The sequence below is a fragment of the Nocardia transvalensis NBRC 15921 genome, assembly GCF_000308875.1.
In the GTDB taxonomy this organism is placed as follows: Bacteria; Actinomycetota; Actinomycetes; order Mycobacteriales; family Mycobacteriaceae; genus Nocardia; species Nocardia transvalensis.
Genome location: NZ_BAGL01000013.1, coordinates 58,741 through 84,162, shown reverse-complemented (window position 1 = coordinate 84,162; position 25,422 = coordinate 58,741). Strand labels below are relative to the sequence as shown.

The window sequence follows — 25,422 nt, the reverse complement described above, 5'->3', positions numbered from 1 at the left end:
GCCGCGCAGCCAGTTTCGCCGCGGCCGCACGCACCTCCCAAAGCAACCCGCACGGTTTTCGGCGGAGCGAAGCGGAGGCTAATTGAACACAGCCTTTCGCTTCTGGAGCATGGCCGTCGCGCCCTCCATGAAGTCCGGGGACTGGAGGAGTTCGATCTGGCCTGCCTTCTCGGCGGCGAGGGCGGCGTCGAGGGAGGTCAGGGCGGCCTGGTTGAGGGCCCGCTTGGTGAGTTCGAGGGCGCGGCGGGGGCCGTGGGCGAGTTTGTCGGCGGCGGCCTCCACCGTGGCGTCGAGATCGGCTGCCGGGAGGACCCGCGTGATCAGGCCGTACTTGTGCGCTTCGGTCGCGGGCAGGCGATCGCCGAGCAGGGCCATCTCGGCGGCCAGCGGGCGGCCGGCCGCGGCGGCGACCATGGCCGCGGCGCCGCCGTCGGGCATCAGGCCGATATTGATGAAGGCCAGCAGCAGGTAGGAGTCGTCGGCCGCGTAGGTGAGGTCGGCGGCCAGCGCGAGCGCCACCCCGATACCGGCGGCAGCACCCTTGACGCGGGCGACCACCGGGACCGGCGCGTCGACGATCGACCGCACCAACCGGCCCGCGGAATCCATGGTCATCTCGGGCGTGATGCCCCGCTGCGCCTCCGACGCGGTCGCGGACAGGTCGGCGCCGGTGCAGAAGTCGCCGCCCTCGCCGGTCAGGACGATCGCGCGCACCGAGCGATCCTCGGCCGCGGCGAGGAAGGTGTCACCGAGACCGACCATGGTGTCGTAGTCGATGGCGTTCTTGCGCTTGGGGTTGGTGATCGTCACCCGCAGCACCGGACCGTCGTGGACGGCACTGAATCGGCTCGGGGTGGTCGTGTCGTCGGTAGTGCTCATGGCTACTCCAGAGGAAGGCCCGCCGGCGCCGGCGTTGCGAGAATGACGGTTAACATTGCGAATTGTGGTTAACTTAGGTTGACTTGTCCGGCGCTGTCAACAAGGGCGGCACGGCAGAAGGAGAGACGTATGGTCGCGGATCGCAGCGAGGCTCGACTCGCTTCCGCGCGACCGGACAGCACGCCGGCCGGTCGCGGCGAGCGCCGCAACCCGGTGCAGCGGCGGCCGAAGAACCGAAAGGCGCAGATCGTGCGGGTAGCGGCCCGCGCGTTCAGCGAGCGTGGCTACCACCCGGTCGGGGTCGACGAGATCGCGGCCGAGGTCGGCATCTCCGGGCCGGCCCTCTATCGCCACTTCACCAATAAATACGCGCTGCTGGTGGCGGCCGCGGAGGCCGGCGCGCAGCAGTTGCTCGATACCGCCCGCGGCGCCGACGATCCGTCGCTGGACCCGGAATCGCGACTCACCACGCTGATCCGCGCCCTGGCCGAACACACCATCGAGGTACGTCGCGAGGGCGGCCTGTACCGGTGGGAGCGCCGGTATCTGGAGCGCGAGGACCGCGCGCGGATCCGGGTGATCTACGCCGGGCTGCACGAGACCGTGGAGAACGCGATCGAGCCGCTGCGCCCGGACGCCTCCCCCCTCGACATCCAGATCCTGGCCACCGGCATGCTCGGCGCGATCGGCAGCATCACCGCGCATCGCACGGCACTGTCCACGACCCGGCTCACCGACCTGTTGCAGACCATCTGCCGCGCGATCCTGCACACCGAGCTGCCCCCGCCGCCGGATCAGGAGGCCGCCGGGGCCGCGGTGCGCGGCCTGCCGCTGAGCAGTAAGCGCGAACAGCTGCTCACCGAGGCCATCCGGATCTTCGGCCGGCAGGGGTATCACGAGGCCAGCATCGAGGAGATCGGCGCGGCCGTGGGGATCAACGCCTCCAGCGTCTACCGCTACTTCTCGAGTAAATCGGATCTGCTGGCCGCGGCCTTCCACCGCACGGGCGAGCGGGTCGCGATCGCCAACTCCGAGGCGCTGGCCGAGGCGACCGGCCGGGCCGACGCGGCGCTGCGCATCGCGGCCCGCTTCGCGCGGCTGACCTTCGCCATGCCGGAGATCCTGCCGGTCTACTTCGCCGAATTCTCCAATCTGCCCGCCGCCGAACAGCAGAAGCTGCGGTCCATCCAGCGCCAGAACGTGCTGGAGTGGGCCCACCTGCTCGACGACGACCCGGCCGAGGCCCGCTTCCGCGTGCACGCCGCCATCGCCCAGGTGGTGGACGTGGGGCGGCGCATGCGCTTCGACATCCGCCCCGAAAGCCTGGCCCGCATGCAGGCATTGATGCAGGCGGCGCTGATCGGGGCCGAGGTCGTGGAGGACGAGTCCTGAATCAGGCGGTCTCGGCAGCCCTCCGATAACCCCGGATCGCCGGGTACGCGAAGACCACGATCACCCCGATGATCCAGGCGACCGTCTTCAGCAGGGGTTCGGCGACTGGGCCGTCCCAGGCCAGGCCGCGCATGGCGTCGATGGCGGTGCTCATGGGCTGGTTCTCCACGGTGGCCTGGAGCCACTGGGGGTAGGCGAAGACCGGGACGAAGCCGGAGTTGAAGAACATCAGCAGCGTGCTCACGATGCCGATGACGCTCACCAGGACCGCGCCCTCCGACACCGTGGCCAGCGCCGTCACCAGCACCGCGAACGCGATGCCGTACAGCACCGGAATGGCGAACATCGCCAGCGTCGCCAGCGGCCCGTTCCAGAACCGGAAGCCGATACACACCCCGACCGCGACCACGAACAGCGTCGTGACCAGCACGCGGATACTCTCGGCCAGCAGCCGCCCGGTGAGCCCGGCGGCCCGGTGCACCGGCATGGTCCAGAACCGGCTCAGCAGCCCGGTCTGCTTCTCCGTCTTGAAACCCAGCGCGCTGATCATCGCGCCCGACATCGCCGCCACCAGCGTGATCATCGGAACCGTGCCGTAATAGCTGGGCATGCCGGTGGCGCGGGTGATCGAATCGCCCAGCACCACACGGAACATCAGCAGCGTCAGGACCGGATAGACCAGCGCCTGGATGGTGGTCGCGGGATCGCGCGACCACGCCGTCAGCAGGCGGCGGCACTGGATCAGGCTGTGCCGCGCCCAGGTCGACAGCGCGCGCTCGGACTGCGGCGGCGCCACCGGCAGCGTGAGGTCCCGCCCGGTCTCGGCACGCTGCTCGATATCACCGGCCACCTGTACTCCCGCCGAACTCACGATCGCCTCACACTCGCCCAGACCGCCAGCGGCACGAACGCGACCGCGAGCGCGCCCAGCCACACCAGCGGCACCCACAACACATGCCAGCTCACCCCGCTCTCGGCCATATCCCGCATGGCGAAGGAGAACTGCGAGATCGGCTGATTGCGCGCGAACGGCCGGATCCACGCGGGGAAGCCGGTCTCCGGGACGAATCCGCACGAGAGCATGCCGAAGATCAGCGTCGGCAGCGTCAGCGCCTGGCTCAGCGATTCCGGGCTGCGGGTGAGGCTGCCCAGCGCGTCCGCGCCGATCGCCAGCACGGTGCCCACGGCCAGGGAGAACACCAGGAACAGCACGGCCTGGTCGAATCCGGCCACGAACCGGAACCCGATCACATAGCCGAAGACGATGGCCGCGGCCAGCGACGTCACCGACCGCATCAGCCCTGCCGACAGGCGCGAGAGCAGCGGCACCAGGCTGCCCACCGGCATCGTCTGCAATCGGGTGTTGAAGCCCGTCACCGATTCGTAGGCGGCGATCTGCGCATTCGACATCATCGTGAAGGACATGGTCTGCAGCACGATGATCGGCATCACGAACTGCGCGTAGTCGATGCCCTGGACCTGCATCACGAAGCGCAGCGGCAGATAGAACCCGACGGTGAACACCAGCGGGGTGATCAGGGCGACGACCAGCTCACCCTTGGTCACCATCGTCCGCACGATGCGCCCGGTCAGGGCGCGCCACTGCGCGAACGCCGAGGGCCGCGCGGGCGGCATGGCGGCGAACAGCCGGTGCTCCGCGGCGAGGGTGGATCCGGTCACGGCTGACCGCCCGCGTGACCGGTGATGGATAGGAAGACGTCGTCCAGCGACGGCCGCCGCAGCGCGATATCGGCCAGCTCGATCCCGGCCGCGTCCAGGCGGCGCAGCGCCTCGGTGAGTGTCGTCGCACCGTCCGGGGCCGGGATGGACAGCCGGTCGGCGCCGGCCGGCAGATCCTCGAGGATCGCGCCGGACACCAGGTCGCCGAGGACGTCGGCCGCGCGGAGCAGGAGCTTCGGATCCAGCGGCACCACCTCGCAGTAGCTGCCGCCGGTCTTCTGCTTCAGCTCGTCGGCGGTTCCCTCGGCGATCACCGCACCCTTGTCGATGACGATGATGTTGTCGCTGAGTACGTCGGCCTCTTCCAGATACTGCGTGGTCAGCAGCACCGTGATGCCCTGTTGCTTCAGCGCGGTCACCAGATCCCAGACGCCCTGGCGGCTGCGCGGATCCAATCCGGTGGTGGGCTCGTCCAGGAAGACGACCTCCGGCCGGACCACCAAACCACAGGCGATGTCGACGCGGCGGCGCATACCGCCGGAATAATGGCGCACCGCGCGCCGCCCGGCGCCGACCAGATCGAATTCCTCGAGCAGGGTGTCGGCGCGGGTGCGGGCGGCCTTCTTACTCAGGCCCATCAGCCGCGCGAACAGCTCCAGGTTCTCCCGGCCCGAGAGGTTTTCGTCCAGGGCCGCGTACTGCCCGGTCATCATGATCGAGCGGCGCACCCCGGCCGGATCGCGCACGACGTCGTGACCGGCCACCACGGCGGATCCGGAATCCGGGCGCAGCAGCGTGGAGAGGATCTTGACCGCGGTGGTCTTGCCGGCGCCGTTCGGGCCGAGGATGCCGAGGACCGTGGCGCGCTCGGCGGTGAAGCTGACCCCCCGCAGGGCGTGCACGTCGCCGAAGGACTTGTGCACCTCCGAGACCACGACCGCGGGTTCGGCGACGTCCACGGCTGCGTCTGCCGCCTTCACCTCCGGTTCCACCGGGGTGTCCGACTCCGCGTTGTCCAAGCTCGGCATCAACTCTCCACTATCGACCGGGCAATTACCGGTATGTCCGGAACGCCGTTTGCGCGCTTCCGTAGGTCATCCCATCCACCAGCCGCGATGTTACTGGGTCCGATTGCGCCGCCTCCGGCGTCGCGGGTTTGCGGCGCCCGTGTGGCTCGGTCTCGAGGGGCCGCTGCTTGCTCCTTGGTCGCTTGCGCAGCGGCCCCTCGAGACCGAGCCGCGCCGCAAACCGTTGTAGGGGTTGCGTATTTCGGATTCTTCTCTGTGATCACGAAAGTGTGTGTCGTTACTCACATTTCGTGATGTGCGGCTTGTATCGACTGGGGTCGGCGCTGGTCCGGTACACCGACTGAACGGTCTGTCCGGAGGAATCGTTTCTTGTCCGTGACCGGGGCCGCCCATAGTCTGGCTGGCAGGGGGAAGCAGACAGACTCACCTGTCCGCGGCAATCGTGATCCGGTCGGGGAGGACCGGTTGCCGGGGCATTCGTCAGCGAGAGGGTGACCAATGGCCGAGCCGGCGCGCCGCACGGTACCGCAATCCGGAGGGGCGAGCCGTCCTAGAGTGCTGACATCCTATGATCCGCGGACCGGCGAGTCGGTGGGCGACTACGCGATGATGGGCACCGGCGAGGTGACCCGCACCGTCCGCGCCGCGCGCTCGGCCGAGAAATGGTGGGCCGCACTCGGATTCGCGGGCCGTCGGCGCTGGCTGCTGGACTGGAAGCGGACCATCTCACGCAGCGCCCGGGATCTGGTCGAGATCGTGTCCGCCGAGACGGGCAAGCCGGAGGCCGACGCCGCCATCGAGGTCATGCTCGCGGTGGAGAATCTGGACTGGGCGGCGCGCAATGCCGAACAGGCGCTGGGCCGGCGGCGGCTGGGGTCCAACTGGCTCAATCGCAATCAGCGCGCGTCGGTCGGGTATCTGCCGCTGGGCGTGGTGGGCGTGCTCGGCCACTGGAACAATCCGGTGTTCACGCCGATGGGGTCCATCGCCTACGCCATGGCCGCCGGGAACGCGGTGGTGTTCAAACCGAGTGAGCTGACGCCGGGCGTGGGTGTCTGGCTGGCCGAGAGCTGGAGCCGGTTGGCGCCGAATCAGCCGGTGCTGCAGGTGGTCACGGGCGACACCACGACCTCCGCGGCGCTGTGCCGCGCCCGGGTCGACAAGATCGCCTATGCCGGGACGGAGTCCGGTGCGCGCGAGGTGATCTCGATGTGCGCGCAGTCCATGACGCCGGTGCTGATCGAGCGGGGCGGTAAGGGCGCGATGGTCGTCCAGGTCGACGCCAAACTGGACGATGCCGCCGAGGCCGCGGTCTTCGGCGCCATGTCCAACGCCGGGCAGAGCGCCGCCGGGATCCAGCGCGCCTACGTCGCGGATTCGGTCTACGAACCGTTCCTGGAGAAGGTCGTGGCGCAGGCGCGCAAACTGCGGCCGGGCGGCGACCGGAAGGCCGCCTACGGACCGATGATCCTGGAGTCGCAGATCGAGATCGTGCGCCGGCAGATCAAGGACGCGATCGCGCGCGGCGGGCGGGCCGTGGTCGGCGGGCTGGAGTCCATCCGGGAGCCGTATATCGAGCCGATCGTGCTGGCCGAGGTGCCCGAGGACAGTTCGGCGATCACCGGGGAGGCAGTGGGCCCGGTGCTGATCGTGAACCGGGTCGCCACCATGGACGAGGCGGTGGACCGCATCAACGCGGCCGACCACGGCCTGGCGGTGGCGGTGTTCACCCGGGACGTGCGGGCGGTGCCGGAGCTGGCCGACCGCATCAGAACCGGTGTGGTGACGGTCAATTCGTCGATGGCCTCGGCGGGTATCCCGTCCATGCCGTTCGGCGGCGTCGGCGAATACGGCCAGGGCCACACGCACGGCGAGGCCGGACTGCGCGAATTCAGCCGCACCCTGGCCATCGCACAGAAGCGCTACCGCACCCCGGTCAACCTCTCCACCTTCGACCGCCACCCCCGCCACCTCCGCTGGGCAAAGGCGGTGTTCCGGCTGCGGCACGGCCGGGGGTGACATCCCCGGCCTTCCAGCGCCTCCCCTCGTTTCCCGGCGCACACCCCTCGTCTCCCGGCGCACACCCCTCGTCTCCCGGCGCACACCCCTCGTTTCCCGGCACGCTTTTGGCCGGGATCAGCGGGCGCAGCTACGCAGCGAATCGATGTACTCCGTCATGGCGTCGCGGTTGCGGGTCAGGAGATCGATGCGGTGGGACAGGCGGTCGCGCTGTTGTTCCAGGGTTTCGAGAATGTGGGGGTCGGCGTCGGCGAAGTGGATGTCACGCGGGTCGTCGAGGCAGGGCAGGATCTGTTTGATGAGGCGGGTGGGCAGGCCGGCCTCCAAGAGGCCGCGGATGTGCAGGACCTGTTCGACCAGGCGCTCGTCGTAGTCGCGGTAGCCGTTGGCGGTGCGGCCGACCTGCATCAGGCCCTGTTCCTCGTAGTAGCGCAGCAGGCGCGGGGAGGTCTCGGTGCGCTCCGCCAGCTCGCCGATTCGCATATGCCCCACCTCACAGGAAGTCCGCTTGACCCTCACATCTATGTGAGGGTTCGAGCATAGCGGCATGAGTAAGGACATCACGCTTTTCGACTACAGCCCGATCACCGAGCGGGCGCCGATCCACTGGCCCGGCGACAAGCGGGTCGCCTTCTACGTCGGCCTCAATATCGAGCACTTCTACGTCGACCTGCCCGGCACCGCCACCTACGAGGGCACCACCACGCTGGTCCCGGACGCGCTCAACTACGGCTGGCGCGACTACGGCCCGCGGGTGGGTTTCTGGCGGCAGCTCGAGCTGCTCGACAAGCACGGCATCCGGGCCAGCGCGCTGCTGAATTCCGATGTGGGCGAGCGGTATCCGCAGATCATCGAGGCCGGGAAGGCGCGGGACTGGGTGTGGCTGGCGCACGGCAGCAGCAACAGCCACCTGCACACCGGACTGCCGCTGGAGGAGGAGCGGGTCGCGCTGCGCGAGATCGTCGACGGGATCGAGAAGTCCACGGGGTACCGGCCGCGCGGCTGGATGGGGCCGGGGCTGACCGAGACCTTCAACACTCCCGAGCTGCTGGCCGAACTCGGCCTGAGCTACATCCTCGACTGGACCAACGACGACCAGCCCTATCGGCTGAATGTGCCGGGGCTGCTCAGCGTTCCGTACTCGGTGGAACTCAACGACATCGGCGTCTTCGTCTCCAAGGGCCTCACCGGGCCCGACTTCGTCCGGATGGTCAAGGACCAGGTCGACCAGCTGTACGCCGAATCCGAAGGCACCGGAAGGGTATTCGGCCTCGCCCTGCACCCGTTCGTCACCGGCCAGGCCTTCCGCCACCGCTACCTCGACGAGGCCCTGGACTACGTGGTCAACCACCCGGGCGTATGGGTCACCACCAGCGACGAGATCGCCGAACACTACGCGGCGACAACGTAATTCGCGTTTCTACAGGCCCCCTCTGCCCCGCCTTCCTTGTTTCCGGCGCGCTTTTGGCCGGAAACTCGCGAGATTCCGGCCAAAAGCATGCCGGAAAAATGGAGGACGGGGTGGGTCAGCTGCCGCCGGTGATGGTCAGGTAGATCAGGAGCAGGTTGAGGGCGCTGATGATCGCGGCTATGAGCCAGGCGGCGGCGGTGGTCCAGCGGTGGTTGGTGTCGGGGCCCATCAGGGTGCGGTCGCTGGTGAAGCGGACCAGCGGGATGAGGGCGAGGGGGATGCCGAAGGAGAGGACCACCTGGGAGATGATCAGCGCCTGGGTGGGATCGATGCCGGCGGCGAGGATGATCAGCGCCGGGACCAGGGTGATCACGCGGCGCAGCAGGAGTGGGATCTGCCGGCGCAGCAGCCCTTCCATGATCATGGCCCCGGCGTAGGCGCCGACCGACGTCGACGCCAGGCCGGAGGCCAGCAGGCCCACGGCCAGCAGCAGTGCCGCCCACGGCCCCAGGGCGTCGCCCACCGCGGCGTGCGCGGACTCCAGCGAGTCGACATCCTCGCGGCCGCTCAGCGTATGCGCGGCCATCAGCAGCATGGACAGGTTCACCGCGCCGGCGATCACCATCGCCAGGCCGACGTCGACGCGGGTGATGCGCAGCAGACGCGCGCGGGCGGGCCCGGCCTCCGGCTGCCCGTGCCGGTCCCGCGACAGCCCCGAATGCAGGTAGATGGCGTGCGGCATCACCGTCGCGCCGATCATCGCCGCCGCCAGCAGCACGCTCCCGGCGCCGTCGAAGCGCGGCGCCAGCCCGCCGAGCGTCCCCGAGGCGGACGGCGGCGAGATCACCACGCTGGCCATGAAGCCGATCGCGATGATCGCCAGCAAACCGATGATGACCCGCTCGAACGGCTTCTGCCCGCGGCGGTTCTGCACCAGCAGCAGGCCCATCGACACCACACCGGTGATCAGGCCGCCGAGTAGCAGCGGCAGGTCGAACAGCAGCTTCAGGGCGATCGCGCCGCCGACCACCTCCGCGAGATCCGTTGCCATCGCGACCAGTTCGGCCTGCGCCCAGTACGCCAGCCGCAGCGGCCGGCCCGCCCGGTCCCGCACCACCTGCGGCAGCGTGCGCCCGGTGACCAGGCCGAGCTTCGCCGACAGGAACTGCACCAGCGCGGCCATCGCATTGGCCATCACGATGACCCACACCAGCAGGTAGCCGTACTCCGCCCCGGCGCTGATATTGGACGCGACATTGCCCGGGTCGACGTAGGCGATGGCCGCCACGAAGGCGGGACCCAGCAGGACCGTCGCCGATCGCGCCCGGCGGAGCGAGGTGCGGGGCGACGCGAGGACGGTGCTCATCACTTAATTTTACGGGTATCCGAACTTTTAATTAAGAGGATCCCAGAAAATGTGACCGCCCCGACCGCACGGGCGGTCGGGGCGGTAGGTGAGGTCGGAGGGTCGGGGCGGTAGGTGAGGTCGGAGGGTCGGGGCGGTAGGTGATACAGGAGGCCGGGGCGGCTACTTCCTGCCTACTCCGATCAGATACCCAGGCCGCGAGACAGGACCGGCCACGAGTCGATGAAATCGTCGTGCCAGTAGCCCCAGGAGTGGGTGCCCGAGTTGCGGAAGTTGTAGGTGGCGGGGATGCCCAGCGAGTCCAGCTTGGTCTGCAGGTTGTGGGTGCAGTAGTTGGTGCCGGCCTCGATGACGCCGCCGACCAGGATCTGGTTGCCCAGGCCGTAGGAGCCGGGCAGCGCGTACGGGCCGTTGAGGGTGTCGTGGACACCGGGCAGGCCGTTGCCGGTGGAGATGTAGAGGCCCAGGCCGCGCAGCTGATCGGCGTGCACGTAGGGATCGTTCTCCACCCAGGCCGGGTCGTTGTCCGGGCCGTACATGTTCGTGACGTCGCCGCCGCCCCAGGTGTTGACGGTGAGCTTGACGAATTCCCGGCCGGTCGGGTCGCTGGTCTGCGCGCAGCCGGAGTAGGCGGCGACGGCCTTGTACAGGCCCGGCTTGTGGATCGGCAGGTTCAGCACGGTCGTGCCCGAGGTGGACAGGCCCGCAACGGCATTCACGCCGTTGGTGCCCAGGGCGCCGTCGATCAGCGGCGGCAGTTCCTCGGTGAAGAAGGTCGTCCACTTGTTGCGGCCCAGCGTCGGGTCGTCCTTGAGCCAGTCGGTGTAGTAGCTCCACTTACCGCCGATGGGCTGGACCACGTTGACGTTCTTGTCGCCCAGGAACCCGTTGACGATATCGGTCTTGCGGACCCAGGAGGCCTCGTCCTCGCCGCCGCCGGCGCCGTTGAGCAGGTACAGCGTCGGGCGCGCCTCCGAGGCGTCGGCCGGGCGCTGCACGTCGACCGGGAAGGTCTTGTCCATGGCGGCCGAGTACACGTACAACCGGATGTTGCGGTCGTCCTTGTAGGTGGCCTTGGAGATGTAGGACCCGTCGGGGGCCTTGGGATCGCCCAGCAACGTCTTGGAGGCGATGATCGGGTCGTCGGCCGACGCGGTGGGGCCCCACTCCGGCGACGACGCCGGCGAGTACTCCTGTTGCCGCGATCGCGGCGGCGGCACGCAGGCCGCTACGCCGGAAGTGTCGACGAATCAATGCTCACACCTTCGCTATCTATCTGTTTTCGTTCGGCGATTCCCATCGGCGCCCTGTGCCGACACCCCGGATCGAGCAGCATCGCGCCCGACCCTACGGTCTTTCTAGTCGTCCGACCAGAGGACAGTGTTACGTAACGACCGCCTCATCATGCCCGATCGGTCTTCCGCACAATGCCGTCGCCCCCGGTAGCCAGCCGTTTTCTGAGCTGGGGGCCGATCTGCGCCATGGCCTCCGGGGCGACCATCTCCTCGTGCACGGCGGCGACCGGGTAATCGACGATCTCGCCGTCGACGTAGTCGCGCCAGTTCCCGGCTCCCGACTCGCGTCCCTGGGCCGAGAAGTAGTCGAGGCGGCCGCGGTACACCCCGGGCCGGTGCTCGACGATCAGCTCGGCGGCGCGGACGGCGCTGCGGTAGATGCGGCGCAGCCGCTCCGGGGTGAGCAGGACCAGTTCCGGCGGCAGCGTGGCGTGCAGGGTGGCCAGCCCGGATTCGCTGAGGTCGTGCACGTCCCCGTCACCGACCAGCATCTCCGCGCCGATCCCGATCTCGGCCAGCACCTCGCGCAGGACGGCGTGGAAGTCGGTGAGGACGATGTCCAGGCGGCTGTCGAGCATGGCCACCAGCTCCACCCGCGCGCCCTGGGCTTGCAGGATGGTGGCGATCTCGTGGGCCAGCACGCCGCCCAGCGACCAGCCGAGCAGGTGGTACGGCCCGTCCGGCCATACCCGCCGGATCTCCTCCGCGTAGCGGATCGCCATCTCCCCCAACGACTCCGGCAGGTCCCCGTCCTCCGACAGCGCGGGCGACTGCAGGCCGACGATCGGCCGGTTGGACACGTAGCGCACCAATCCGGCGTAGCACCAGGACAATCCGTACATCGGATGGAGGCAGAACAGGGGCGCGCCCGCGCCGCCGGCGCGGATGGGCAGCACCACCTCCAGCGCCGCCGCCGAATCCAGATCGAAGTCGAAGTCGTCGGACTGCGAGTTCTCGATGTGGCGGGCCAGCTCCGCGACAGTGGATCCGGTGAAGAACCACTGCACCCGGATCTCGCCGCCGGTCGCCTCGCGCAGCCGCCGCACCGCGCGGGTGGCGATGAGCGAATTGCCGCCCAGGTCGAAGAAGTCGTCGTCCGCGCCGACCCGATCGACGCCCAGGACGGCCGCGAACACGTCGGCCACGGCCTGCTCCAGCGGCGTCGACGGGGCCCGATAAGGACGGGTGGACAGCTGCGGCATCGGCAGGGCGCGACGGTCCAGCTTGCCGCTGGCGTTCAGCGGCAGTTCGTCCAGCACCACGAGGGCGGCCGGAACCATATAGGCGGGCAGCGCCGCTCGCGCGTGAGCCAGCAGGTCCGGCTCGTCGACCGCGGCCCCGGGAGCGGGCACGACATGGGCCACCAGGCGATCGCGGACCAGGGAGACCACCGCGTGCCGCACCGAATCGTGGCCCGCGAGAACGGCTTCGATCTCGCCGAGTTCGATGCGCTGGCCGCGCAGTTTGACCTGGAAGTCGCTGCGGCCCAGGTACTCCAGCGCGCCGTCGCGCCAGCGGACGATATCGCCCGTGCGGTACAGGCGTTCGCCGCCGTCGTGGGCGACGAAGCGCTCGGCCGTGAGCGTCGGGGCACCGAGATAGCCGCGGGCCAGCTGAACACCGGCCACATACAGCTCACCCGGCGCGCCCGGCGGCACCGGCCGCAACTGTCGATCGAGCACGTGCACACGGGTATTCGCCACAGGCGTGCCGATCGGCACCGTCGCTCCCCCAGTCTCGAGTGCCGGCCAGGAGGTGACGACGGTGGCCTCGGCCGGGCCGTACCAGTTGATCAGCTCGGTGCGCTCGAGCAGGGCCGCGAAGGTCGTGGCCGTCTCCCGGGACAGCGCCTCACCCGCCGCGAACACCCGGCGCAGCGAGGGATACCCCTGCGCCACAGTCGGGTTGGCGTCGGCGTCGAGGAAGGCGTCCAGCATCGACGGCACGAAATGCACCGTGCCGACCGAATACTCGTCGATCACCCGGGACAGGTAGGCCGGATCGCGATGGCCGTCGGGTTCGGCGATCACCACCGCCGCGCCGGTCTGCAACGGCCAGAACAGCTCCCAGGTGGAGATGTCGAAGGTGATCGGCGTCTTGTGCAGGACCACGTCCCCGGTGCCGTGCGGGAAGGCCCGCTGCGCCCAGCGGAACTGGTTGGCCATCTGCCGGTGCGTGATCATCACGCCCTTGGGCCGGCCGGTGGAACCCGAGGTGTGGATGACGTAGGCGACGGCGTCGGGACTGGCCGCCGGAAAATCCTCCCCGGCTCGATCCCCCGCGAGGGTGTCGATCGCGACGACCGGTATGCCCGTGCGGGTTTCGAACCCGTCGCGGGTGGTGGTGAGCACGCAGACCGGCAGGGTGTTGATGAGGACGAAGGCGGTGCGGTCGGCCGGATGGTCGGGGTCCACCGGGACGTAGCCGCCACCCGCGCGCAGCACCGCGTAGATCGCCACGACGAAATCGATCGAGCGCCGCATGGCCACGGCCACCAGCGTCTCCGGTCCGACGCCGCGGTCGGCGAGGTCGGCCGCGAGCGCGCGGGAGCGGACGTCCAGCTCGTGGTAGGTCAGCGTGGTGCCGCCGAAATACAGCGCCGGGGCCTGCGGTGTCCTCGCCACCTGGGCGTCGAACAGCGATATCAGCGTCGCGTCGCCGAGCAGGCCGGGCGTCTCGGTGGCATTGGCGGCGGCCAGCGCGTCGCGTTCGGTGTCGAGCAGGGCGTCCACGTCGGCGATCCGCGCCTCCGGCGTCGCGACGAAACGCCCGATGAGCGCCGAGAGTCGTTGTGCCAGTGCGGTGGCGGCCGCTTCGTCGAAGACGTCGCGCAGATATTTCAGCGAGACGTGCAGCCGGTCGTCCAGCGACACCATCACGGTGACCGGGTAGTGGGTGCCGTTGACCGACTCGACCCCGGTGACGTTCATGCCGTCGACGGCGCTCGCCCGGTCCAGGCCCTCGCGATCGATCGGGAACGATTCGAACACCACCAGCGAATCGAACAGCCCGCCCACGCCGGTGGCGTCCTGGATCTCGCTCAGGCCCAGGTAGTGGTGGTCGAACAGGTCCGCCTGCTCGGCTTGCAGCCGCCGCAGCAGTCCGTCCAGGGTCTCGGTGGCGTCCAGGCGCACGCGGACCGGGATGGCGTTGACGAACAGGCCGACCATCGATTCGACGCCGGGCAGCGTCGGCGGCCGGCCGGAGACCGTCGCGCCGAAGATCACGTCGTCGCGGTCGGTGCTGCGGCCGATCAGCAGACCCCACGCCGCCTGCACCACCGTATTGACCGTCACCCCGAGGCGCGCGGCCAGCCCGGTCAGCTCGCCGGTCACCTCGGCATCCAGCTCGAAGCCGACTTCACCGGCGCCGGAAGCGATTTCGCGGCCCGGATCGACCGGAGCCAGCGGGGTCGGCTCGCTGACACCCGCGAGGGCGCGCCGCCAGGCCGCGCGGGCGGCCTCCGGATCCTGGGCCACCAGCCAGGCCAGATAGTCGCGATACGGCTGGACCACGGGGATGTTCACATCGGGGCCGAGCGCGTAGTGGATCAACAGATCCCGCATGAGCAGCGGCGTCGACCAGCCGTCGAGCAGGATGTGATGGCTGGTCGCGAGCAGCCGGTAGGTCTCCCTCGCCGTGCGGATCAGGGTGAAGCGCAGCAGCGGCGCGGTGCGCATATCGAAGCGGTCGGCGTAGTCGGTCGCGGTGATCCGGGCCAGCTCCGCCTCGGCGCCCGCCGCGGTGAAACCGGTGAGGTCGACTGTGCGCCAAGGCACTTCGACGCCATTGAGAACCAGCTGCGCGGGGTTGCCGTCCGCGTCCTCGGCGAAGGCCACGCGCAGGTTCTCGTGCCGGTCCAGCACCGCCTGCGCGGCCTCGCGCAGGCGCGCGGCGTCCACGCTGCCGCTCAGGTCGGCGGTGAACTGCGTGGTGTAAAGGTCGACGGAGGTGTCGGCCAGCAACGCGTGGAAGAGCATGCCGGACTGCAGCGGCGTCACCGGCCAGACGTCGGCGAGGTTCGGGTAGTCGTGCGCCAGCCGGTCGATGTCGTTCTGTGCCAGCCGAACCAGCGGGAAATCGGTCGGGGTGAATCCGCCCACGCCGTCGTGCGCGCCGTGTTCGGCCAGTCCGCCGAGCGCCCGGACCCACTGCCCGGCCAGGTCTTTCACCTGCTCGACGCTCAATACCTCGGCCGCGTAGTCGAATCGGGCCAGCAGGCTGTCGGCGGTGGCGTCGATGGAGATGTCGAGGTACAGATCGGCGGGCGCCGGATCCGCGAAGGCGGTGGCGGGACGCAGATCGCGATAGCGGAAGGCGAAGCGCCCCTGGGTGAGCGCGGCCAGTTCGGCGGCGGTCTCGGGGTTCAGGTAGCGCAGCGGGCCGTAGCCGGCGCCGCGGCCGGGCACGGTGCGGCGGCGCTCCTTCACCTGGACGATGACCTCGCCCGCGGCCGGTCCGCCCAGCAGCGCGTCCTCGGCGTCGATATCGTCGAGGCCCAGCACGAACGGGTAGGCGGCGGTGAAACCGCCCACGGCGCCCGCGAATTCGGGACCGGCCACCGCGCGGCCGTCGGCGCGGAGCTGCACGACCGGGCCGACGACCTCGGCGGCGGGTCCGCGCTGCGACGGTTCCAGCGACAGGGCGAGGGCCGCGAGCAGCACCTCCTCGATCGTGGCGTGATAGGCGGCGGCCACCGCGGCGACCGCCGCCGCGCCCTCCGCGGTGATCACCAGCGAGACGCGGCCGCGCGCCGCCGGATCCAGCTCACCGGCCGGGAGGTCGGCGGGTATGCCGCCCAGTGTCCGCTTCCACCAACTGGTTTCGGTGATGGTGTCGGGGTCGGTGGCGTAGTCGGCCAGGGCGCGCGCCACGCTCGTCGCCGCGCCCGCCGGAACCGGGGTGTGGGTGTCGCTTCCGGACCAGGCGGCCGACAGCTCGTCGACGATGATCCGCCAGGAGACGTCGTCGACGATCAGCTCGGTGGCGACCACGACCAGGGTGGTCGTCAGGTCCTGTGCACCTTCGTATTCCGTGTCGTCCGCCGGGGCGATCAGGCCGAAGCGGATGTTGTGGCCGGACGCCGGGTCCAGTTCGGCGGACAGCGCGCGGACGGCGACCTCGGTGACATTGGCGGCGGGCGCGAACGGCCGCAGCGACGCCTCCGGGCCGGTATCGGGAACGACCAGCACCGCATCGGGTTCCTCGACGTCGTCGCGCCGGACGAAGCGGGCGCCGGCCTCGAACCCCGCGGCCGTGACGACGGGCAGGAATTCGGTCGCGGCCTCGGCGGGCACCGTCGGCAGCAGGGTGGTCGCGGCGTCGAAATCCTGGCCGGGCTGGATGACGGGCAGGAATTCGGTGACGTGGTCGGCCCAGGTCGCCGGGCCGGGCTCGGCGTCCTCGCCGTCGGATTCGCGGTCGGCCCCGTCCGCCACGACCGACGGGATTCGCACCCCCACCGGCGGGCCGAACGGGCTCGCGGCCCCTCCGGCCGGTGCGGGAATGCCCTCGCCGTCGGGCGTTTCGATGCGCGCCGACAGCATCGGGTGCCGGTCGAGCAGCGCCTGCACCGCCGCGAGGACCCGGTCGGCGGTGCAATCGTCGGGGATGTCGAGGGCGACGGCGCGGCGGCCGCGCCCGGTCGGATCGATACGCAGCAGCCGCACGGCCATCGGGGTGAGCGGGACCGGCCCGGCGCTCGGCGGTTCCTCCTCGGCCGACTCCACGGCCGCGGCCCCGGCCAGCGCCTCGACGGTGCGGAGGGCGAAAACGTCTCGGGGCGAGAACATCACGCCCCGTGCGCGGGCCCGCGACACCACCTGGATGGACATGATGCTGTCGCCGCCGAGGGCGAAGAAGTCGTCGTCGAGACCGACGCGGTCCAGCCCGAGCACCTCGCCGATCACCTCGGCGAGGGCCTCCTCGGCCGGGGTCTGCGGAGCGCGGTACTCCCTGGTCTCGGCGACCGGTTCCGGCAGCGCCCGGCGGTCGAGTTTGCCGTTCGCGGTGAGCGGCAGGGCGTCCAGCACGACGAAGGCCGACGGCACCATGTAATTCGGCAGGACCGTACTCAGCGCGGAGCGGACCGCGGCGGTGTCCACCTCACCGTCGGCCGGGACGAGATACGCCACGAGCCGATCGCCGCGCCGATCCTGTCGCGCCAGCACCGCCACCCGCGCGATCTCCGGCAGCGCCAGCAGCGCCGCCTCGATCTCGCCGAGTTCGATCCGGAAACCCCGCACCTTCACCTGGAAGTCGGTGCGGCCCCGGTACTCCAGCTCGCCGTCGGTGTTCCACGCCACCAGATCGCCGGTGCGGTACATGCGCGCGCCGCGCTGGAACGGGTCGGCCACGAAGCGATCCGCGGTGAGATCCGCGCGTCCCGCATAGCCGCGCGCCAGCTGCGCACCCGCCAGATACAGTTCGCCGGACGCGCCGTCGGGCACCGGCCGCAGCCGCGAATCCAGCACGTACACCCGGCTGTTCCACTCCGGGACGCCGATCGGCACCGACACCGCGTCGGCATCGGTCACCCGGTGGGTCGTGATCGAGACCGCGGCCTCGGTCGGGCCGTAGAGATTGAACAGCTCCACCGAGCGGTGCGCCGCGCGGAACCGCTGCGCCAGCGGACCCGGGAGCGCCTCGCCGATCGCCAGCACCCGGCGCAGCCCGTTCGCGATCCCGCCCGAGCGGGACGCCGCGTCGGTCAGCAGCGTGTCCAGCATCGACGGCACCACGTGCAGGGTCGTGACGCCCTCGCGCGCGATCAGATCGTTGAGATATCCCGGATCCCGATGTCCGTCCGCCATCGCGATGACCAGGCGGCCGCCGGAGACCGCGGCCGACCAGAACTCCCACACCGACAGGTCGAAGGTCGCCGCGGTCTTCAGCAGCACCACGTTGTCGGCGTCGAGGCCGAATTCGGCGGTCTTCCACAGCAATTGGTTCACGACCGCCGCGTGCGGCACCGCCACGCCCTTGGGGCGGCCGGTCGAGCCCGACGTGAAGATCACGTAGGCGGTATTCGACGGACGCAGCGGCGCAGGACGATCCACGTCGGTGACGGATTCGCCGGACAGCGCCGACAGGTCCAGACCGTCGAGCGGGACGATCCGCGGCGACGCGGAGTCCGCCGCCGGATCGCCGGGTAGGTCCGGGGCGATCAGCACCGGTCCCGGCGCGTCGTCGTCCGCCGGATCGGTCGATTCGATCTGCGCCGCGAGGAAGGTGGGCATGGAATCGGAGCGGCCGCGCCAGTCGAGCACCGCGGCGTTCCCGATCGGGACAACCGGTTTCGGCACGCCGACCGCGGCGGAGACGGCGGGCGAGCGGCTGTCGCCCGCGGCCACCACGCGCCGGGTCGCGGAGGTGGTCAGCACGCACACCGGGTCCGCGGTCTCGAGGATGTAGTCGACCCGGTCGGCGGGCTGGTCCGGATCGATCGGCACGTACGCGCCGCCGGCCTTGGCGACGGCGTACATCGCCACCACCAGATCTACCGACCGCGGCAGCATGAGCGCCACCCGGGACTCGGGCCCGACTCCGAGCGAGATCAGGTGCCGGGCAAGGCGATTGACCCGGACGTCGAGTTCGGCGTAGGTGACCTCCGCCCGGCCCGTCTCGGCATCCGGCAGATCCGCCACCAGTGCGATCGCCTCGGGCGCGGCCGCGACGGCGCGGTCCAGCAGCGTCGCCAGTGTCGCGGGCGCGCCCGTCGGATGGGCGGTGTCGTTGCGGCCCGCGAGAATGCGGCCGCGTTCGGCCGGGGTGAGGATCTCGATATCCCCCACCGGAACGGCGGCGTCGGCGATCACCGCGGACAGGATGCGGGACAGGCGGTCCGCGAAGCCCTCGACCGTCGCGGCGTCGAAAAGGTCGGTGGCATAGGTGAAGTGACCGGCGATCCCCGCCGCGCGGCCGTGTTCGTCGTATCCGTCGCCGACGATCAGATGTAGGTCGAACTGGGAGACGTCCAGCTCCGCGTCCACGCCGCGCACGGTCAGGTCCGGCAGCTCCACCGAGGTGCGGGCCATGTTCTGGAACGACAGGCCGACCTGGAACAGCGGATGGTGGGCCGTGGATCGCGGCGGATTGAGCACCTCCACCAGGCGCTCGAACGGGATGTCGGCGTGCGCGTAGGCCGACAGGTCCGTCTCCCGCTGTCGCGTCAGCAACTCGGCGAACGATTCGGCGCGATCCACCTGCGTCCGGAACACCACCGTATTGACGAACATGCCGATCAGATCGTCGAGTTCGGCCTCGCCGCGCCCGGCGACCGGGGTGCCCACCGCGACGTCGTCGGTGCCCGACAGGCGGGCCAGCAGCACCGCCAGCGCCGTGTGCACCACCATGAACAGCGTCGCGCCGTGGGCGTGCGCCAGGTCGTTCAGCGCGGCGTGCGTCTCCGCGTCGACGCGGAAGCCGACCCGGCCGCCCCGCAGCGTCGCGACCGCGGGGCGCGGCCGGTCGGCGGGTAGTTCCAGCAGGTCGGGCAGGTCGTCCAGTGCCTGTCGCCAGTACGCGATCTGCTGCGCCGCAATCGAATGGGCATCCGATTCGTCGCCCAGCACGGCGCGCTGCCAGAGCGCGTAGTCCGCGTACTGGACCGCGAGCGGCGACCAGCCGGGCGCGGCGCCGGACGTGCGCGCCGCGTACGCGGTCATCACGTCGCGCACCAGCGGGGCCACCGACGAGCCGTCCGCCGCGATGTGGTGCACCACGACGGCCAGCACGTACTCCGAGCCGGAATCCGTTGCCGGGCCGTCGATCTCGAACAGCCGCACCCGGATGGGCACCTCGGCGGTCACGTCGAACGGGGTTGTCGCCAATTCGTGCACCGCCGTGGCGACCTCGACGGCAGCGACCCGTTCCGGCGTCACACCCAGCGGGGCGTCGGCCGGGAGGATCACCTGCACCGGGCCGTCGGGGGTCTCCGGGTAGACGGTGCGCAGCACCTCGTGCCGCGCGACCACGTCGTCGAGCGCCTCGGACAGCGCCCGCACGTCGAGGCGGCCGGTCAGCCGCAACGCGAACGGCAGGTTGTAGGCCGCCGAACCCGCGGTCACCGCGTCCTGGTCGAAGCGGTTCAGGAACCACATCCGCTGCTGTGCCAGCGACAGCGGCAACCGGTCCGGGCGCTCCACGCTGCCGAGCGGGATCCGGGGCCGCTCGCGGGCCTGCGATTCGACCGAAGCGGCCAATCCGGCCACCGTCGGCGTTTCGAAGAGGGCGCGCACCGGCACCCGGCCGTCGACGGCCGCCCCGAGCCGCGCGACCACCTGGGTGGCCACCAGCGAATTGCCGCCGAGGGCGAAGAAATCGTCGTCCGCGCCGACCCGCTCCACCCCGAGCACCGCGGCGAAGATCTCGGCGACGATCTCCTCCACGGGCGTCGCCGGGGCGCGGAATTCCCGTGCGGCGTAGGCCGGCTCGGGGAGCGCCTTGCGGTCCAGCTTGCCGCTGGCATTGAGCGGGAACTCCGGCAATGTCACAAGTGTTTCCGGGACCATGTATGCCGGAAGGGTTTCCGCCAGCGCCGAGCGCAGCGCGTCCTGATCGATCGAATCACCCGGCGCCGGTACGGCATACGCGACGAGCCGGTCGCCCAGCTCGGACGGGCGCACCAGCGCCACCGCCTGGTTCACCTCGGGCCGCGCCAGCAGCGCCGCCTCGATCTCGCCCAGCTCGATCCGCTGACCGCGGAACTTCACCTGGAAATCGGTGCGGCCCAGATAATCCAGGCGCGCGGGTAGCTCGCCCTCGGCCTCACGCCAGACCACCAGATCGCCGGTCCGGTACATGCGAGCGCCGTTGTCCCCAAAAGGATTGGCTACAAAACGGTCCGCGGTCAGATCGGGCCGCGCGACGTATCCGCGGGCCAGCTGCTCCCCCGCGAGATACAGCTCGCCGGGCACGCCGGGCAGCACCGGCCGCAACCGGGCGTCCAGCACGTAGACCTGGGTGTTCCACTGCGGCAACCCGATCGGCACGCTCGACCGGTCGGAGACCTGGGCCGGCCAGTAGGTGACCGAGACCGCGGCCTCGGTCGGGCCGTACAGGTTGTGCACTCGCGCATCGCAGACGCGGCGCACGGCGTCGACCGTCTCCGGCGGCAGCGCCTCGCCGATCACGAAGAGGTCCTGCAACGTCGAACACGCGCCGGGCGCGGCGTGGGCGGCGAAGACCGACAGCATCGAGGGCACGAAGTCGGTGACGGTGACACCGTGGGCCGCAATGGTTTCGGCGATGTAGGCCGGATCGCGGTGCCCGTCGTGGGTGGCGACGACCAGCTTCGCGCCCGTGCGCAGCGGCATGAAGTAGCCCCACAGCGACACGTCGAACGTGGTCGCGGTCTTCTGCAGGTACACATCGCCCGTGCTCAGCGGGTACGCCGCCAGCATCCAGGTGATCTGATTGTGGATGGCGGCGTGCGAGACGGCCACGCCCTTGGGGCGGCCGGTCGATCCCGAGGTGAAGATGACGTAGGCGGGGTGCTCCGGCCGGAGCGGGCGACGCAGCTCATCGGGCCGCACGGGCGCGGCGTCGAAGCCGCCGAGATCCACGGTGTCCAGCCGCAGCACCGGCGTATCCTCCGGCACGGCAACGGCATCCGCGACGGTGGTGAGGACACAGGCCGGGCGCGCGGTGTCGAGAATGTGCGCGATCCGCTCGGCCGGATGATCGGGATCCAGCGGCACGTACGCCCCGCCCGCCGCGACGACGGCGTACATGGCGACGACCAGTTCCGGCGACCGCCGGATCGCCAGCCCCACCAACGCTTCCGGGCCGACATCACGCGAGATCAGCAGCCGCGCCAGCCGGTTCACGCGGGCGTCGAACTCCGCGTAGGTCAGTTCCTCGCCCTCGTAGGCGACCGCCACCGCGTCCGGGTATCGGGTGACCGCGTCCCGGTAGCCGTCCAGCAGTAACTCGGGCTCGACCGGATAGCGGGTGTCGTTCCAGTCGTGCAGGATTCGCGCCCGCTCGTCGGACCGCAGCAGGTCGATATCGCCGACGGGTTGGGCCGGATCGGTGGTGATCGCGTCGAACAGTGCGACGAGCCGTTCCGCGAAGCCGGCGACGGTGGCCTCGTCGAACAGGTCGGTGGCGTAGGTGAAGGCCGCCGTGAGGCCGCGCGGTTCGCCGTTCTCCTTGCGCGGCACCACGGTCAGCTGCAAATCGAATTTGGCGATGGCGCCGTCGAAATCGACCGCGGCCGCGGTCAGCCCGGGTAGCTCCAGGCGCGGCTTGTCCATGTTCTGGAAGAACAGCGCCACTTGGAACAGCGGGTGGTGCGCCTGCGACCGCACCGGATCCAGCACCTCGACCAGCCGCTCGAACGGCAGGTCCGCGTGCGAGAACGCGCCCAGATCGGAATCGCGCACCTGGGCCAGCAGCTCGTGGAAGGACGCGTCCGGATCGATCACGGTGCGCAACACCAGGGTGTTGACGAACATGCCGATCAGATCGTCGAGTTCGCGCTCGCCGCGACCGGCCACGGGCGAGCCGATCGCGATATCGGTCGTCCCCGACAGGCGCGACAGCAGCACGGCCAGCGCCGCGTGCACGACCATGAACAGCGACGCGCCCGACCGCTGCGCGTGCAGGTCCAGCAGGGTGTGCAGCCGCGCGTCGACGGTGAAGGCGTATTCGGCCCCGAGTCCGGAGGTGGCGGCAGGCCGCGGCCGGTCCGCGGGCAGATCGAGACGTTCCGGCAGCCCGGCGAGAACCGAACGCCAGTAGGCGAGTTGCTCGGCCGCGAGCGAATCCGGGTCGGCCTCGTCGCCCAGCACCTCGCGCTGCCACAGCGCGTAGTCGGCGTATTGCACGGGCAACGCGGGCCAGCCCGGCCGCGAGCGGTTGCGGCGGGCGAGGAAGGCGGCCAGCAGATCGCGCATGAACGGCGCGATGGAGACGCCGTCGGCGGCGATGTGGTGCACCACGACCACGATCACGTAGTCGTCGGTGCCCAGCACCCCCACCGCGATCCGCAGCGGTACCGCGTCGGTGACATCGAAGCCGCTGAGCGCCAGACCGGCCAGCCAGCCCTCGATCTCGTCCTCGGCGATCGGCTTCGGCGCGAGATCCGGCAGGGCCTCCTCGAGCGGCAGGACGACTTGGTGGCCGGTGCCGTCGACGGCCGGGTAGACGGTGCGCAGGGTCTCGTGCCGCTCGATCACATCGATGATCGCGGCCTGTAGCGCTTCCACGTCGAGACGGCCGGTGAGCCGGATGGCGAACGGGATGTTGTTGGCGGGCGAATCGGGGTCGAACCGGTTGAGGAACCACATCCGCTGCTGGGCCAGCGACAGCGGGATGCGTTCCGGCCGCGGCTTCGCGACCAGCGGCGGCCGCCCGCCCTGGCCCTTCATCGGCTCGAGGCGGCGCGCGAGGGCGGCCACGGTGGGCGCCTCGAACAGCAGCCGCGCCGGGACGCGAGTGGACAGGTCGGCGCCCAGCCGGGCGGCGACGCGGGTAGCGATCAGCGAGTTGCCGCCCAGGTCGAAGAAGTCGTCCTCCGCGCCGATCGGATCCGAGGTTCCGAGCAGTTCGGTGAACACACCGGCGATCAGTTCCTCCAGAGCCCCTGCGGGAGCACGGAATTCGCGGGTGGGCAGGACGGGCGCGGGCAGCGCGGCGCGGTCGAGTTTGCCGACCGGGGTCAACGGAATCTCGTCCAGCACCACGATCGCGGTCGGGACCATGTGCGCGGGCAGCCGGCGCGCGGCGGCCTCGGTGAGTTCCTCGGTGACGACGGCCGCACCCGGGGCGGGGTGGACGTAGGACACCAGGATGGTCGAGTCGTTGGGGAGCCGATGCCCCACGGTCACGGCGAAGTCGACCGTCTCGTGGGCGGCCAGGACGGCGTCGATCTCGCCCAGCTCGATGCGGAATCCGCGGATCTTCACCTGGAAGTCGTTGCGGCCCAGGTATTCCAGTTCGCCACCGACGGTGCGGCGGGCCAGGTCGCCGGTGCGGTAGAGGCGAGACCCCTTGGCATCGAACGGATTCGCCACGAATCGCGCGGCGGTCAGCGCGGCACGGTTGTGGTAACCGCGGGCCAGCGACCTACCGCCGATGTACAACTCGCCGACGGCGCCGTCCGGCACCGGGGCGAGCCGCTCGTCCAGCAGGTATTCGGTCACCGTCCGGATGGGCCCGCCGATGGTGACCGGCGCTCCGGCCGTCAGCGGCGGGCTGATATTCGACATGACCGTGGCCTCGGTGGGCCCGTACGCGTCGAAGAATTGGCGGATACCGTCGGCGACCGGAATCGCCCAGCGCCGCACCAGCTCCGGCGGGCACGCGTCACCGGCGACCACCACCACCCGCAGGTCGTCCAGCCCGGCCGGATCCACCGAGGCCAAGGCGGCCGGGGTGACGATCGCGTGGGTCACCCGCTCGCGCCGCAGCAGCGCCGCGAGTTCCTCGCCGCCGTAGACCGTCGGCGCGCACACCACCAGCGTGGCCGCGCTCCCGACCGCCACCAGCATCTCGGCGACCGAGGCGTCGAACGACGGCGACGCGAAAGCCAGTGTCCGCGAATCGTTCCCGACCCGCAGATGGCGGCGCTTCTCCTCGCACAGCGTGGACAGGCCCACCTGGGTGACCACCACGCCCTTCGGCGTGCCCGTCGACCCCGACGTGTAGATCACGTAGGCCGGATGCTCCGCCCGCAGCGGCCGCAGCCGGTCCGCGTAGGTGACCGGATCCGGCGGGTATCCCGACAGCTCACCGGCGGGACCGTCACCATCGATCGCCAGCCACTCCACCCCGCCGGGCAGCCCGGCGCGGACCGCGTCGACCGTGAGCCCCAGGACCGCCCCCGAATCGGTGACCATGTGCGCGACCCGATCGGCCGGATAGTTGGGGTCCACCGGGACGAATCCGGCGCCCGTCTTCGCGACCGCCCACACCGCGACCACCGAGTCGACCGACCGCGGGATGCCTATCGCGACCAGGTCCTCGGGGCCGATACCGCGTGCGATCAGCAGCCGCGCCAGGCGCGTGGAGCGTTCGTCGAGTTCGGCGTAGGTCAGTTCGGCGAGGGTGGCGGTGTCGTCGGCGAAGACGACCGCGAGGCCCGTCGGGTCGGTCTCCACGGCGGTGGCCAGCAGCTGCGGCAGCGTGGTGACGTGCGCGCGGCGCGTCCGTACCGGGCGAACTCGGGCCGGCCGGGTCATGCCGCACCCGTTCCCTGGGCCACTTGCTGCCGCCCGACCACCCGAACCACGTGTACCTCACCCTGCCTGTTTGTTACTCGTGCGCCTGCGCGGCGCCGCCCTTGTTCATCCATCGAGCGCTGCCGGGGCGCGTTACGCGCGTGCGCTGCGCTGCCGGGCCGGTAGG

The 25,422-nt window shown here is 70.4% G+C and carries 11 protein-coding genes; 3 read left to right on the top strand and 8 right to left on the bottom strand.

Annotation, left to right across the window (positions count from 1 at the left end):
• Nucleotides 1-78: 78 nt before the first annotated feature.
• Nucleotides 79-879, bottom strand: a complete 801-nt coding sequence (locus tag ON41_RS05420; RefSeq protein ID WP_040745649.1) for an enoyl-CoA hydratase — start codon at nt 877-879, stop codon at nt 79-81.
• 129 nt (nt 880-1,008) lie between these two features.
• Here ON41_RS05420 and ON41_RS05415 point away from each other — a divergent pair, with 129 nt between their 5' ends.
• A complete protein-coding gene (locus ON41_RS05415; protein ID WP_040745648.1) occupies nt 1,009-2,271 on the top strand; it encodes a TetR/AcrR family transcriptional regulator in 1,263 nt (420 codons plus the stop codon).
• A 1-nt stretch (nt 2,272) separates the two neighbouring features.
• Here ON41_RS05415 and ON41_RS05410 read toward each other — a convergent pair whose 3' ends face one another.
• From ON41_RS05410 to ON41_RS05400, 3 genes are read right to left on the bottom strand one after another with little or no spacing between them, the layout of a single operon-like run.
• A complete protein-coding gene (locus tag ON41_RS05410) occupies nt 2,273-3,109 on the bottom strand; it encodes an ABC transporter permease (protein WP_051161017.1) in 837 nt (278 codons plus the stop codon).
• Between the two features lie 29 nt (nt 3,110-3,138).
• Entirely contained in the window at nt 3,139-3,906 is a 768-nt protein-coding gene (locus tag ON41_RS05405) for an ABC transporter permease (protein WP_051161016.1), read from the bottom strand.
• A 41-nt stretch (nt 3,907-3,947) separates the two neighbouring features.
• Nucleotides 3,948-4,979, bottom strand: a complete 1,032-nt coding sequence (locus tag ON41_RS05400; protein WP_083905149.1) for an ATP-binding cassette domain-containing protein — start codon at nt 4,977-4,979, stop codon at nt 3,948-3,950.
• Between the two features lie 498 nt (nt 4,980-5,477).
• Between ON41_RS05400 and ON41_RS05395 the strand changes: the two genes are divergently transcribed.
• Entirely contained in the window at nt 5,478-6,998 is a 1,521-nt protein-coding gene (locus ON41_RS05395) for an aldehyde dehydrogenase family protein (RefSeq protein WP_051160999.1), read from the top strand.
• Nucleotides 6,999-7,115: 117 nt separating this feature from the next.
• Here ON41_RS05395 and ON41_RS05390 read toward each other — a convergent pair whose 3' ends face one another.
• Nucleotides 7,116-7,481: a MerR family transcriptional regulator gene (locus tag ON41_RS05390; RefSeq protein ID WP_040745644.1), complete on the bottom strand. Its 366-nt coding sequence runs from the start codon at nt 7,479-7,481 to the stop codon at nt 7,116-7,118.
• Nucleotides 7,482-7,545: 64 nt separating this feature from the next.
• Between ON41_RS05390 and ON41_RS05385 the strand changes: the two genes are divergently transcribed.
• Nucleotides 7,546-8,409 (top strand): polysaccharide deacetylase family protein, encoded by an 864-nt coding sequence (locus ON41_RS05385; RefSeq protein ID WP_040745643.1) that lies wholly within the window; start codon nt 7,546-7,548, stop codon nt 8,407-8,409.
• Nucleotides 8,410-8,524: 115 nt separating this feature from the next.
• On the opposite strand, the gene ON41_RS05380 is transcribed toward ON41_RS05385, so the two are convergent.
• The 3 genes from ON41_RS05380 to ON41_RS38800 form a co-directional block, all read right to left on the bottom strand.
• Nucleotides 8,525-9,775, bottom strand: coding sequence for an Nramp family divalent metal transporter (locus tag ON41_RS05380; protein ID WP_040745642.1), 1,251 nt, complete (start codon nt 9,773-9,775; stop codon nt 8,525-8,527).
• Nucleotides 9,776-9,957: 182 nt separating this feature from the next.
• Nucleotides 9,958-10,911, bottom strand: coding sequence for an alpha/beta hydrolase (locus ON41_RS05375; RefSeq protein ID WP_051161015.1), 954 nt, complete (start codon nt 10,909-10,911; stop codon nt 9,958-9,960).
• A gap of 266 nt (nt 10,912-11,177) precedes the next feature.
• Complete coding sequence (locus ON41_RS38800; protein ID WP_051160998.1) at nt 11,178-25,256, bottom strand: non-ribosomal peptide synthetase; 14,079 nt, start codon at nt 25,254-25,256, stop codon at nt 11,178-11,180.
• Between the last annotated feature and the right edge of the window lie 166 nt (nt 25,257-25,422).

Bases quoted from the DNA above. Each gene is read 5' to 3' on its own strand.
- ON41_RS05395 (WP_051160999.1), top strand. From the start codon at position 5,478: ATGGCCGAGCCGGCGCGCCGCACGGTACCGCAATCCGGAGGGGCGAGC.
- ON41_RS05390 (WP_040745644.1), bottom strand. From the start codon at position 7,481: ATGCGAATCGGCGAGCTGGCGGAGCGCACCGAGACCTCCCCGCGCCTG.
- ON41_RS05415 (WP_040745648.1), top strand. From the start codon at position 1,009: ATGGTCGCGGATCGCAGCGAGGCTCGACTCGCTTCCGCGCGACCGGAC.
- ON41_RS05400 (WP_083905149.1), bottom strand. From the start codon at position 4,979: ATGCCGAGCTTGGACAACGCGGAGTCGGACACCCCGGTGGAACCGGAG.
- ON41_RS38800 (WP_051160998.1), bottom strand. From the start codon at position 25,256: ATGACCCGGCCGGCCCGAGTTCGCCCGGTACGGACGCGCCGCGCGCAC.
- ON41_RS05420 (WP_040745649.1), bottom strand. From the start codon at position 879: ATGAGCACTACCGACGACACGACCACCCCGAGCCGATTCAGTGCCGTC.
- ON41_RS05385 (WP_040745643.1), top strand. From the start codon at position 7,546: ATGAGTAAGGACATCACGCTTTTCGACTACAGCCCGATCACCGAGCGG.
- ON41_RS05405 (WP_051161016.1), bottom strand. From the start codon at position 3,906: ATGCCGCCCGCGCGGCCCTCGGCGTTCGCGCAGTGGCGCGCCCTGACC.
- ON41_RS05380 (WP_040745642.1), bottom strand. From the start codon at position 9,775: ATGAGCACCGTCCTCGCGTCGCCCCGCACCTCGCTCCGCCGGGCGCGA.